At 40.3% G+C, this 13,646-nt stretch carries 10 protein-coding genes and 1 pseudogene; 1 reads left to right on the top strand and 10 read right to left on the bottom strand.

The window, feature by feature from the left end; all coding sequences use genetic code 11:
• The first annotated feature begins 35 nt into the window (after positions 1 to 35).
• A complete protein-coding gene (locus tag AC0L7Q_RS05335) occupies positions 36 to 416 on the top strand; it encodes a hypothetical protein (protein ID WP_409425111.1) in 381 nt (126 codons plus the stop codon).
• A 56-nt stretch (positions 417 to 472) separates the two neighbouring features.
• Here AC0L7Q_RS05335 and ccoG read toward each other — a convergent pair.
• From ccoG to AC0L7Q_RS05285, 10 genes and pseudogenes are all read right to left on the bottom strand, one after another.
• Positions 473 to 1,854: pseudogene (gene ccoG, locus AC0L7Q_RS05330) on the bottom strand (cytochrome c oxidase accessory protein CcoG).
• Positions 1,855 to 2,007: 153 nt separating this feature from the next.
• A complete protein-coding gene (locus AC0L7Q_RS05325) occupies positions 2,008 to 3,426 on the bottom strand; it encodes a sigma-54 interaction domain-containing protein (protein ID WP_413401631.1) in 1,419 nt (472 codons plus the stop codon).
• A gap of 56 nt (positions 3,427 to 3,482) precedes the next feature.
• Entirely contained in the window at positions 3,483 to 4,784 is a 1,302-nt protein-coding gene (locus AC0L7Q_RS05320) for an ABC1 kinase family protein (protein ID WP_413401628.1), read from the bottom strand.
• 64 nt (positions 4,785 to 4,848) lie between these two features.
• Positions 4,849 to 5,403 carry a YceB family lipoprotein gene (locus tag AC0L7Q_RS05315; protein WP_409425108.1) on the bottom strand — a complete coding sequence of 185 codons (555 nt, stop codon included), beginning with the start codon at positions 5,401 to 5,403 and terminating at the stop codon, positions 4,849 to 4,851.
• A gap of 90 nt (positions 5,404 to 5,493) precedes the next feature.
• Positions 5,494 to 8,178, bottom strand: a complete 2,685-nt coding sequence (locus AC0L7Q_RS05310) for a DUF349 domain-containing protein (RefSeq protein ID WP_413401626.1) — start codon at positions 8,176 to 8,178, stop codon at positions 5,494 to 5,496.
• Entirely contained in the window at positions 8,168 to 8,449 is a 282-nt protein-coding gene (locus AC0L7Q_RS05305) for a YeaC family protein (RefSeq protein WP_008114080.1), read from the bottom strand. Before AC0L7Q_RS05305 ends, AC0L7Q_RS05310 begins: the two co-directional genes overlap by 11 nt.
• Before the next feature lies 1 nt (position 8,450).
• Positions 8,451 to 8,777, bottom strand: coding sequence for a hypothetical protein (locus AC0L7Q_RS05300; RefSeq protein ID WP_008114079.1), 327 nt, complete (start codon positions 8,775 to 8,777; stop codon positions 8,451 to 8,453).
• A gap of 123 nt (positions 8,778 to 8,900) precedes the next feature.
• Positions 8,901 to 10,403 carry an alanine/glycine:cation symporter family protein gene (locus AC0L7Q_RS05295; RefSeq protein WP_008114078.1) on the bottom strand — a complete coding sequence of 501 codons (1,503 nt, stop codon included), beginning with the start codon at positions 10,401 to 10,403 and terminating at the stop codon, positions 8,901 to 8,903.
• 361 nt (positions 10,404 to 10,764) lie between these two features.
• Positions 10,765 to 11,892 (bottom strand): M14 family metallopeptidase, encoded by a 1,128-nt coding sequence (locus AC0L7Q_RS05290; protein WP_413401623.1) that lies wholly within the window; start codon positions 11,890 to 11,892, stop codon positions 10,765 to 10,767.
• Positions 11,893 to 12,084: 192 nt separating this feature from the next.
• Complete coding sequence (locus AC0L7Q_RS05285) at positions 12,085 to 13,527, bottom strand: glyceraldehyde-3-phosphate dehydrogenase (protein ID WP_413401621.1); 1,443 nt, start codon at positions 13,525 to 13,527, stop codon at positions 12,085 to 12,087.
• Between the last annotated feature and the right edge of the window lie 119 nt (positions 13,528 to 13,646).

Below are 13,646 nucleotides of genomic sequence, written 5' to 3'. Positions count from 1 at the left end.
CCAATGCAGTAAATAATCAATAAAAGGGGCGGCTATTGAAATTTGAAAATAACTACGGCAGTTATAGCTTGCGCGTTGAAAGAAATATAGTTATTGGGCAGTTTAAAGGTAGCTTAAACCCTCAGTTATTAAATCATTTTAAAGCCGCTTTATTAAATACCATTGAACCGTTTAAGCATTTGCCTTGGGGTTATATTAGCCACTCTCCAGAAGTGATTGCTGCTACCCCCGATGCTGAAAAAAACATGATAGATGTAAGCCAAACAATGGGGATTAATAACTGTTTGATCAGTGCGTTTGTCCTCACCTCGCCTATTGCTATAAGGCAATTGCAGCGGATTATGCACAGCTCTGGCCGTGATGCTCTCTACAAGAGTGCTTGTTTGATGATTGTCAAAGCGCCAAAAAATTTGTAATTAAGCAGCTAGCCCTAGCCGAGTCAGGTTGTTAACTGGCTAGGACTCATACTTTATTAATTTTTATAAAACTGGCTGTCTTTGGTAATAGTAATTGCAGGATCCTCTTGCGAAGTAATCACAAAACTCAGCTTGCTCACTTTGCGTGCTAAATCGTAGCCGTCTGCAGTCACCGTTACCGGCACACTTTTCATCAGCCCAGGCTCTACTAATATAGCATTTGGGCTTTGCAATGTAGCTCCCTCTAAACCGCTAATTGAAATTGAATAATGCAGCGGTTGCTGAGTTTTATTGATAATAGTAAGTGTGTAAGGATTTTCAACTAAGCCTTCGTAATTTACTCGATACAATGCGTTTCTATCTCTAAGCACAGAAGCTTCTATAGGGGTGCGTTGTAACATCCAAGCAAACATAGATATAATTAATAGCGCAGTTAACGCCCCATAGCCTACAAGTTTAAGCCTAAATGGATTGGTTTTTTGCCCTGCCATTTGCTTTTCACTGGCGTATTTAATTAACCCTTTTTCGTAGCCAAACTTATCCATAGTGTCGTCACAAGCGTCAATACATAAACCACAGTTAATACATTCATATTGCAAGCCATTACGAATATCAATCCCTGCAGGGCATACTTCCACACATAAGTTACAGTCTACGCAATCACCTAAATTAAGTGCTTTCGGATCAGCTTTGCGTTTACGTGGGCCGCGATTTTCACCCCGTTCGCTATCGTAAGTAACCACCAGCGTATCTTTATCAAACATCACCGATTGAAAGCGCGAATACGGACACGCCACAGTACACATTTTTTCACGTAAAAAGCCCGCATTTCCATAAGTACAAAACGCAAATAAAAATACCCAAAAACTGGTGATCCCTGACCACTCTAAATTTAACATTTCTAGGTACAAGGTTTTAGCGGGAATAAAATACGCTAAAAATGAGGTGGCTGTGAGCACCGAAATAACCAGCCAAGCACTGTGCTTAGTGATTTTTTTCGCCATTTGGTAATATCCCATGGGCTTTTATCAAGCTTAATACGCTGGTTACGTGTACCCTCTATACGTTGCTCAACCCAAGAAAACATTAACATCCAAATGGTTTGTGGGCAGGTATAACCACACCATACTCTGCCAAGCCAGTTGGTAACAAAAAATAGGGCAAACGCTCCCACCATAAACAGCATGGCTAAAATCATAAAGTCTTGAGGGAGCAAGGTAAGGCCAAAAATAGTAAACTTTTGGGTGGCCACATCCAATAAAACCGCTTGCTGACCGTTATATTGAACCCACGGAATGGCAATAAAACTCAGCATTAACAGCCAGCCTAAATTACGGCGTATACGTTGAAAAAAACCTTTTTGCTCGCGTATATAAATTGGCCCCTCTTCTTTATAGGGCTTAATGATCATGTCTTCTTCTTTAATATCAAACTTCATGCTACTTACTTCATAGTGACGGGTATTAAACAAGTATTTGCAACTTTCAGACCACACTAAAAGCTAAACTAAAGTATTGATATTAAATGATTTTAAAAATAAAACCGAACTATAATATCGCGACATTTAGCGACTATCGCGATATATCACGAGCTAGCTCTGACGACGCAGTCCTAACTTTTGCATTTTTGAGCGTAAGGTACTCTCTGGTAAGCCTAACTTATTTGCCGCGCCTTGTTCACCTGCAATTTTCCAATTACACAGTGCTAATACGCTGCTTATATGCTGTTTTTGTGCTTCATCAAGTGTAAGCGTTGGGTTTATGGCGTTATCATCGCCCGCTTTAAGCGACTGACTTAACTGTAATGTAGAGTGTTTAGATAAAATAGCTTCTCGTTCGAGTACATTTTGCAGCTCTCTAATGTTACCTGGCCAGTCATAGGCTTGTAATTGCCTGATCGCTTTTTTACTTAACCCCTGTAATTGTTTACCTAAGCGCTTATTTATTTGCGCAATTAAGTTTTGACACAAGTAAGGAATGTCTTCTTTTCGCTCTTTAAGTGCTGGCACATGAATGGGAAACACATTTAGACGGTAATATAAGTCCATTCTAAACTGCCCTGCTTGTACCATTTCCCACAAGTTACGGTTGGTTGCAGCAATGATGCGAATATCAACTTTAAGGGTTTGACTACCGCCAACACGTTCAAATTCACGCTCTTGTAATACCCGTAATAACTTACTTTGGGACTCTAATGGTAGCTCTGCAATTTCATCTAAAAATAAAGTGCCATGATCGGCAAGTTCAAAACGCCCTTTACGACGCTCATTAGCCCCAGTAAAAGAGCCTCGTTCGTGTCCAAACAGCTCAGACTCTAATAAACTTGGAGTAAATGCCGCACAATTAACTTTTATAAACGCCTGCTCGTTGCGTTTGCTTAATCTATGTAAGTTACGTGCCACCAGCTCTTTGCCAGTACCATTTTCGCCAAGAATAAGTACGGTGCTATCGGTTTCACTCACTAACTGTATTTGATCTAACATGCGTTGAAATACATCACTGCGACCAACCAGACCCGAATCTTGCCAATCCTCGTTAAGCTCGGCAATAAGGTAATCGTTCTCATCTTTTAGCTGCTCGCTTAGATGCTTTACTTGAGCTAACGCTTCGTGCAACTGGGTTTGGGTTTGCTGTTGTGCTGATATATCGCGAAATACTGCCACAGCACCAATAAGCTGGTTATTTTTATAAACGGGGGTAGAGGTGTACTCAACGGCAAAGGCACTGCCATCTTTGCGCCAAAATACTTCGTTTTTTACTTCGCGGCGTTTGCCATCAAACATAGTGCAATAAATTTGGCATTCATCGGCAGGATAAGGGGTGCCATCGGCATGGCTATGGTGATGATATTGATGTATTTTTTTGCCTAATAATTCATCGGCTGTCCACCCAGTCATTCGCTCTGCAGCTGGGTTTACAAATACCGCATTACCGGACAAATCAAATCCGTATATACCCTCACCTACCGCATTGAGCAATAAGGTAGGATCGTTTAAAAAGTTTTTTATCATAATACGACCTCGCGAAATATCGCGAGTATTATGCCAATTTTATCCTGCTTTAGCACTTAATAATGGCTAAATAACGCCTTAATATTTATTTTGGCTTCTAAACGCGCTGCAATTAAATATAAGCCAGCTAATTTGCGATGAATAAACAATGCATCCACAGGGGGAGTATGCCACTGCTGCGACTGGGCACTTAACTGTAATCCGGCATCTTTGATGTTGCCAGCAAGTTCACTGTTTTTAAAATCAAACTCGCCATTATAGCGAAGTGGCTCGCAAGCCATTAAAAATAAATCAATCACTCTTTCTTTATAGTCATCTTTTAAAGCGTCTTTAAAATAGCCAATAGCTGTGGCGGCATTGAGCACGCCTTCACGATCATTATTACTGCCGGCTTTAAACAAGGCAAAATAAGCATCACTAAGGGTAGAGGTAATTTCTCGGGTGGCACCAAAATCAAATAACACAATTTTTTGTGACTCTGGTTGATAATGAAAATTAGCAAAGTTGGGGTCGGTTTGAATTAACTTAAACTCAAACATTTCTTTAAAAAACAGATCAATTAGTTGCTCTGCAACATAGCTTCGCTCAGCAGCGGGTAAATCACAAATGCCTTCTATGGGTTTGGCATCAACATACTCCATTGTAAGCACCTGCGCAGTGCTGTGCTCTACATACACACTAGGCACTTTAAAGTGGGGGTGAGTCGATAATAAGTTTCTATAGCGTGCTAAATACTCTGCTTCTAGGGTGTAATCAGCCTCAGCTAATAACTGCCCTTTCGCTTCTTCAACTAAGGGTTTTATATCCAATTCTTTGGGCAATAATCGCGATAAAGTAAGTAAAGTGATCACGTTATCTACGTCGCTTACTACACTTTTTGCAATACCTGGGTATTGAATTTTAACCGCTAATTGAGCACCATTTTCTTTATAAGCCAAATGGACCTGCCCAATTGATGCTGCTGCAAAAGGCCTCAGCTCAATATGAGAAAAACGCGATAACCAGTCATCCCCCCATTGCTCTTTTAGCACGCTCACTAATTGCTTATGTGGCATTGGGTTGGCATCGGCACGCAACAAAGACAGTAACTGAGCGAGCTCGGGAGTTAATAAGTCGCCAGCATCCATTGAAAGCAGTTGCCCAAGCTTCATTGCCGCACCGCGAAGATGCGATAGCTGAGTGGCTAAATTTTCAATATTTTTCGGCTGGAGTAATAAGCTTTTATTATCCCAGCCTTTTCCACTAAGCGCACTTTTGGCACCACCTACTAGCATATTTGTGGCAACACCGGTGGCTAATGAGCCTAACTTTGCAAATCGTGAAAGTCGAGAGGTGGGAACGGATCGCTCATTAGCCATAATTAACCTAATCTATTAATAATAAGGTCAACTAATACGTTTTATTGCGCTTATTGGATCTAAATTATAACCGAGGTACTAGCTTAATAGCGCCTTCGACTACTTTTAAATCTAAGGGTAGATTACTTAACAATGCCATTTTAGGGTCGTTCATATTTAACTTATAAACAGGGTTAACCGCCAAAAAGGCATTCATGACATCCATCGCCTCATTATCCAGCACTTCTAAATTACCTTTAAAGCCACCGGCATCAATACTTGAATCGAGTAACTTAACATTACGTAAAAATACGGCTTTTTTCTCGCTATCATAAAAAGGCGTGCCTTGGATTTGTAACTTTAAACGCACAGGGTACTTTAATGCAAAGGCATTGATTTCGGCGCTCGAATCAGCACCTAATAAAACATAATCACTGTTGTCGGGGCCAATATTAACGCTTAAATCATTTACATCAAACTGTACAGGTAAGCCCATCAGGCTGACTTTTTCACTTAATTTAGGTAACTCTTTATTTAGTAATGACTCAACCTCTGAATTTGTAAATGAATAAACCGAAATACCTTGAGTGCTGTTACAGGCAGTTATAAATAATAGTGAAATAAAAACAAAAAATTTCATGCAAAACCCTATTCATTAATCGTCTTGGCAGTAAGTAGCCATAATAAAAAACCGCTTTAATAGCGGTTTTTTTATTTTAGTTGATAAAAGTTAGTTTACAGCAAAAATAACTTTTAACCTTGCTAGTGTGTCAGTTTTGACTGAACCTTCGCTGAGCGCTATTAATTGCTTTAAATAATAGTTTAAATCAGCGTGGTCACCACGGTGTTTGTCATCTAGCATTGCCACTTGCTCAACCATTCTCTGCGCTGAATCATGCGAACTAACGTTGGCTAGTATTTCCATACGCATGAGCAACTGCTCGGTACTTAATGTCGTTTTTACCGCACCAGTAAACTGGCTTGGCACCGGCTCATTATTCTCAAGCGCAACAAATAATGCGTCTAAGTTAGCCTGCTCATTTTTAGCAACTAACCCTGTTAGCTTTTCATCTATGGCTGACAACAAAGCGGATACTTTAGGCGTTAACGATTTAAATGGCATATACCCTTTAACTTTGGTTTGCAGATCAAGTAACTGGGCTTTACCTTCAACACTATTTAAAACCGCCTCTAGCTCATTAAGTTCAGCTGTAGCCTGCTTATCTGACTCACCTTGCTCGCGTTTTTGCTGCTCAAACTCTTCGCTGCGTTTAGTGAATGTTGCATCATTAAACTCACGGAATTTTTGCCACAGTGCATTCTCAGCTTTTAAGCCTGCAAAACCTATACTCTGCCATTGTTGCTGTAACTGCTTTAACTGCTGACAAGCCTCTGCTAGGTTTTCACTTTGAGATAGCTGTTGCGCCTGCTCCACAAGCTCATTTTTAAGTGCAGCATTGCCTTTGTGAAACGCATTAAGTGAAGATACAACAAGCTGTTGCTCTGCCTTGTAACGCTCGTTTAATACGCGGTATGTTTTAGGATCAACTTTACCTACACTACGCCATGCTTTTTGTAATCGGTTATAGTGACTTTCAAATTGTTTCCAATCTAAATCAGCATCCTCTGTCGCTTGTAAGTGCAGTGCATGCATTTGCGCTATTAGTTGCTCACGCTCTACTTTAGACGCTTCACGCTGGTTTTCTTGTTCTGCAAAATAACTGCGACAAGGTGCGAACAATAGCTCAATTTTTTCATCAAACTCATTACCTTGCTGCTTTTCTTGCTCTGTATCAAGGCGTCCTAACTCGTTCCAACGCTTTCGCAATACTTTAACTTGGTCAGCACGCTGTTGTGGATCGTTACAAGGCTCATCAACTAACAGTGTTACTTCTTCTAAAAGTGCAGCGCGCTTAGGAGCCGCTGCATACTTTTGCCAGTCTTTAGCATCGGCTAATTGCGCTTCTAGGTCGGCTTTTAAGTTAACCAGTGGCTGTTGATACTTTTCAGTTAAGGCATTGTATAGCTCTTCGAAGCCCTTAAATACGCCAAATGCAACATTAAAACGACCTTCTTCAATTAGACGTTTAACATCGCGCGCTTTTCGCTTAGCTTGGCTTTGGGTTTTTTCTAGCGGCTTTGTCAGTTCGCTCATTGCGGCTAAAAACTGCTTCTTGTGGCTGTTAAGCTGAGTTTTGAATGACGCTTGTAAATCAGTGCTAAGTACATTTAGGTGACTACGTGCAGTTTTAAATGTGTCATTGAACGCTGTTAACTGTTGATCGTAATCGCTAAGTTGCTCTGCAGGTTTTATTTCACTAAGCGTACTGTAGGCAATTTTATATTCTTTAATCGCCGTAGTTAGCTCAGGTAACTTAGCAACTTGTGAGAATAGCTGCTCAAGCTTATTAATCACTTGTTTTGATTGCTGATCAGCCACCAGTTGCGTTTTATCTAGCGTATCTTTCGCTTGCGCTACTTTGGCATTTAGCCAATCTTGCTGAATTTGCTCTGGCGTTTCTAATCCTAACTGTAATGCATTTTCAATTTCTTCACTCAACGCTTCTAACGTGGCTAATGCTAAGACTTGGCGCTGTTGTTGCGCTAAACGTTGCTGCTCTATTTCGTGCTGCGCTTTCAATGTGGCAATGTGAACATCAAGCTTATCGGTAATTGAAATATATTTAGCATCAAGGGTTTTTACATGTTCTTCGTTTAGCCATTTTAACTCTAGTGCTTGCCACTGTGCCATAAGTTCGGCGGCTTGTGGGTCAACAATAGCGTAGTCGTGTTTATCACGCAGTGCATTAAGCTTGGCTAAAATAACACGGGTAGCATTTTCAACTCGCGCTGGCATTTCAAGCGCTAAACGCTCGTTTTCAAGATGGCTTTCAAGGGCCGTTTTAGCTTCACCTTGAGCATGCTTTAACAAAGCTTTAGTTAACTGCTGTGTAATGACTAAGTCAACTAACTGCTTTTGCAGCTCTTCATTGGCTTCTTTAAAGGCTTTTTCAATCAGTTTAGGGTTTGCTAGGCGTTTTAATAACTTTACTCTTACTTGTAACTCTTTTTCTGCAAATGCCAGTTTTTCAAGGGTTTTAACCGGTGCAAAACGTTCAATGTACTCATTTTTAATCTGCGCCGATAAGCTACTTTCACTGTTTAATACAGCAGACGATATTTGCTGCTCAGCCACATCTTTTAATGCCTGATCTTGCTTGTAAGCTTTCCACCAAAGCGGTAAATCGTTTACTTTTTGCAGTGCTTTACGGCGAATTTCAGCCGATGAGTCTTCAAGCGCTAAGGTACTTAAAATTGTTACGTCGCGTGCTACATCAAGTTTTTCAATCGCATCTAAACGAACTTGTTGCTTCGGGTGTTTCCATTTTGGTGTAAAAAGGTGTTTAAAGATCATTTTCACTGAACCTAGCTATTTCGTTATCTGATTTAAATTCTTTTTGTAGTTGCGCTTTGGTTTTTTGGATCATTTCTCCATCTGCACCAATGGTAAACTGCTCGTTTGATTGTGCTACTTTTGCTTGATACAACATCACAAGTTGCACTGTCTGTTGTTTTTGTTCATCTGATAAAGGTGTGCCATCTGGCCACTTCCCTGTTGATGCACCATATTGTAGGCGCTCAAATAATTCTGGAGTAATATTCTGTACTAAGTTGTCAATATTCATGTCATTTTTTCTTTTTCAGAGTCACTAAAATAATACGGTTAATAAGGTACCAAATACAGCCAATGCCTATGGCTGAGGTATACGCATACCACTGAAGTGTTTTTTCTTGAGGTTGTAGGAAGTACAAACAAAAGAAGCCACCTAAAAATAAGATCAGCGCTAAAAAGGAGTGGTTCATAAACATTTGCTGCTTTTTAATTCGCTGCTCACGTTGAAGTTGTTGAACTTGCTCGGCATTTAATTCAGCAACGTTACTTTGGCAATGTGGACACTGCGGATGTTTATCTGAAATTGATTTTGCACATTTGGGGCAACGAATAATCGCCATACATCTCTCTCCATACTACGCATAAAAAAAGCGCCTTTCGGCGCTTTTCATTGTACTTGTTTTATTGCTCTTTGTCTTTTTTGAATTTAACCCAATAGTTCATATTAGGTTACTAGGGTCTGTTTATTCAGCGTCTTTAGATTGCTTTTCAAGACGTTTTTCCCAGAAAGTGGCGTTTTTAATCCCTAATTTAACGGGATCAAACGTGATTTCTCCACCTTTCTTCTTCTGGTCTTCATAATCACTCAAACATGTTAAGGCCGGTTTAGCGACAAAGAAAATAGCTAATATACCCAATATGTTGATCCACGCCATTAAGCCAACGCCTATGTCGCCAATAGTCCAAATATAACCTGAGCTATTAACCATGCCGTAGGCTACCATAAACATAATGACAAGTTTTACGGCTACAAGCGGAATACTTCCTTTAAAGTAGCGGTTTAAGTACGCGATATTCGTCTCTGCAATGAAGTAGTAAGCCAGTATGGTGGTAAAAGCAAAGAAAAATAAGGCGATGCCTACAAACGCTTCTCCAAAGCCACCAAATACACTAAACAACGCCATTTGGGTGAACGCTGCTGAACCCACTTCAGTTGCTGCATCAACGTTTTGTACAATGAATTGACCCGCAGGTAATTCACCAACAATGTTGTATTGCTGCGTTATTAAAATCATTAATGCCGTTGCTGTACATACAAAGAGTGTATCAACATAAACAGAAAAAGCTTGAACTAAACCTTGCTGTGCAGGGTGATCAACCTCTGCTGCAGCCGCTGCATGAGGGCCTGTACCTTGGCCCGCCTCATTTGAGTATATTCCACGCTTAACACCCCAGCCAATTGCGGCACCAAAGCCTGCTTGAGCTGTAAATGCATCACCAATGATGAGCGAGAAAATACCCGGTATTTTGTCTAAGTTTATAAATACCACAATTAAGGCGAGAACGATGTAACCAAGCGCCATAAATGGCACAACAATTTGCGTAAAATTAGCGATGCGTTTTATACCACCAAAAATAATAAACGCTAAAACAATAAGAATAATAGCCAACGCAACGAGTTTAAAGCTGCCTACGTCACCAAAACTTGTAGAGACCATAGTGCCATCACCAAATACTTGAGTGAATGCATTACCTACAGCGTTTGCTTGCACCCCTGGTAAGAAAACCCCACAGGCTATAATTGCCGATACAGCAAATAATACAGCCAGCCACTTTTGCCCTAAACAACGGTCAAAATAATACGCTGGACCACCGCGGTATTGGCCGTCTTCTTCTAATTTATAAATTTGACCTAATGTTGACTCCGCGTATGCAGTACTTGCACCTAAAAAAGCAACAACCCACATCCAAAAAATAGCACCGGGACCACCAAAACCAATTGCGGCTGCAACACCGGCAATATTTCCAACCCCTACTCGGCCAGATAACGAGACAGCAAGGGCTTGAAAAGACGAGATCCCTTTCTCTGAAGTGTTAGGGCTAAATAATAGCTTACACATTTCTTTAAAATGTCTAACTTGAGCAAATCGAGTTAGCACTGAGTAAAATAAGCCTGCGCCTAGGCATAAATAGATGAGTGCATTACTCCAAACAACATCATTAACGGCGCTTACAAAAGCTTCCATGAACATCCTCACAGTTATATTTATTATTATTAATTACCATACTCTGCTATTCAGAATACCTGTCATAAGCTTTACGAAATAAGGGGTTAATCTTTTCCGTCTTTCTTATTGTTCAATCGATATTAACTTAAGTACCCAACCTTGTTAACAGTTAATTTTCAAAACAACTCACTATAGACTTGTCGATAACGTTTAACGCAGTGCAGGTTGATATAGACTATACGGTATTAAGTCTGCCGAGAAGGTGTATTGGAACGTTTTGGTGCTGTGGTGGGTAAATGAGTTTTATTTTCTGGGACGGCCGGTTTAGCTTAAATTAAAAAGGGTATCAATATTATTGATACCCTTTAAAACACGCGTTTTATCTTAAGTTGTCTACAACATTAACAATGGCTGCTAAGGTGTCTTGACCAAATTGATATGAACGGCGATCTGACCAGCCGTAATCTGGATCTGGTAAGTCATTATTATCTTTAAATGGCATTTCAACTGTGTAAGTAAGCGCTTTAAATTCTTCAGCGGTCGCTGATGAACCTACTGTTAAGTTAGCTTGACCTGGTTCGTCTTTATCGTAGCCATGAGTATCTTGAAACTCTGGAGTAATCGTTAAAAGCGCGGCTTTAAAGCTGTCTTCTAAGCCTTTTAAGCGTGCATCATAGCTTGGTATACCTTCGCTACCGGCAACAAAGTTATATGGAATAGCTTCATCCCCGTGAATGTCTAGGTGCATGTCTAAGCCTGCTTCGCGCATTTTATTAAGCACCAAGTAAACTTCAGGGCTGTTTTCCATGCTTGGCGTTTGCCATTCACGATTTAAGTTAACCCCTTTAGCATTGGTACGTAAGTGACCACGTGCACTACCATCTGGATTCATATTTGGTACTACATAGAATACCGCTTTTGATAGTAAGGCTGCAGCATGTGGGTCTTCATCATCAAGTAGCTTGTGTAATAAGCCTTCTACAAACCACTCTGCCATAGTTTCACCTGGGTGTTGACGAGCGGTAACCCAAATGATTTTTTTATCTGCACTTGGCTGACCAATTTTAAGCACGCTCATATCACGGCTATCAAGGGTTTGACCTAGCGTCTCTAACTGACAAAGCTCTTGGCTTTGTGCCCATGATAATAAGTCTAAATGACGGTCGTAGCTGTAAGGAGCAAAATAGGCAAAGTAAACGCTGCTGCACTCAGGCTCAAGCTCAAATGTTAGTGTGCCATTTTCATATGAAGACGGTACACGAAACCATGTTTGACGGTCATATGAGGCAACCGCTTGGTAGTCTACCCAACCGTCTGGATATGCAGACTTATCAAGGTTATTAATATTTAACTGATGTAGTTGATAAGGCGTTGTTTCAAGACGAAAGTGAAACCACTGATAAAACTCAGACTGATAATCTTTATTAATTTCTAACTGAATATTTAACGGATCGGTGGCTTCAATAACTTTAATATTACCACTGTCAAAATTGCTACTGATTTTCATTACAACAAACCTATTAGTTAACTGTGTATCTTGACCAAGGGATTTAGCCAAAAGGTAAGTACGTGTTCATGCATTTTAAACGGCTATTACTACGTACTCAATTTAATAAAGCGTACCATAACCACTACACTTTAAAAATCTTCAGACCTAAAAAAGCCAGCAAGTGCTGGCTTTTTTTAATTGCTCATATGTTTAGCGAGGTAAACTTGGGAATGAGACTTCTGCCATATCACGCATACAGCGAACTACCTGACAGCTATAACCAAACTCATTGTCATACCATACGTAAAGTACAACACGGTTATCATCAACAATCGTTGCTTGAGAATCAACAACACCTGCGTAACGGCTACCCACTAAATCGGTAGACACGATTTCAGTTGACGCTGTGTAATCGATTTGATCACGTAGGTCTGAGTGAAGTGCTGTTTCACGTAAAAACGCATTAAGCTCTTCAACCGTCGTGCTCTTTTCAAGATTCAAGTTTAAGATAGCTAACGATACGTTTGGTGTAGGTACACGAATTGCGTTACCTGTTAGTTTACCTTCAAGCTCTGGCAATGCTTTAGATACCGCTTTAGCTGCACCTGTTTCAGTGATAACCATGTTAAGTGCCGCAGCACGACCACGACGTTCTGCTTTGTGGTAGTTATCAATTAAGTTTTGGTCATTAGTGTATGAGTGAACTGTTTCCACGTGACCATTCTTAATACCAAACTGATCGTTTAATGCTTTCAATGTTGGTGTTATTGCATTAGTTGTACAGCTTGCAGCACATACAATTTTATCTTCAGGTAAAATATCTTGGTTATTTACACCGTAAACGATATTTTTAATGTTGCCCTTAGCTGGCGCTGTTAATAATACTTTTGCAGCACCTTTAGATTCTAAGTGTTGACCAAGACCAGCTTCATCTTTCCAAATACCTGTGTTATCAACAACAAGTGCGTTTTCGATACCGTAAGCGCTGTAATCAACTTCGCTTGGCGAATTAGCGTAGATAACTTGAATGTAGCTACCGTTAGCTTTAATTGCATTGCGCTCTTTATCAATGGTAATTGAACCATTGAACGGGCCGTGGATAGAATCACGACGCAATAAGCTTGCACGTTTTTCCAAATCGCCGTCTTTACCACCACGCACAACAATAGCGCGTAGGTTTAAATCCGCATAAGGGCCTGACTTTTCAATTAACAAACGTGCTAATAAGCGACCGATACGACCAAAGCCGTAAAGTACTACGTCACGTGGCGCTTTAGGCTCAGAATCAACAATTTCAGCTAGCTCGTCTTTAACGAACTCTTCTACTGAACGGCCATTCGCAGCCTCTGTGTATAAATAGCTGTATGCTAATTTACCAATATCGATACGGGCAGAATTTAATTCCATTTTGCTGATAGCTTCTAAGAATGGGAAGCTTTCACGTAGGCGAAGTTTAGTTCCTTCAAACTGGGCTACTGATTTGTGAGACTTAATAATATCAATAGTGCTTGAGTTTACTAATGGACGGCCGTAAACAGCGATTTCAATACCACGATTACGGTACAATTTACCAATAATTGGTTGCATGCTTTCAGCGTAATCTTGACGTTCTTGCCAGCTACTTGTGTATTCTAACTCGTGAGATGAGGTCATTTTTTTTACCTAATTAAACAATTTTGAACGGATAGCCTAAGAATGTATCGAATTTTGAGAGCAACACATTCCTTCGGGCAGGCCTATTCTAATTTAATCTCATTTTATTCTCCACTGTT

It is taken from the genome of Pseudoalteromonas sp. KJ63-1 (assembly GCF_055808145.1).
The sequence above is the reverse complement of the archived record's forward strand: the minus strand, read 5'-3'. Positions and strand labels throughout refer to the sequence as shown.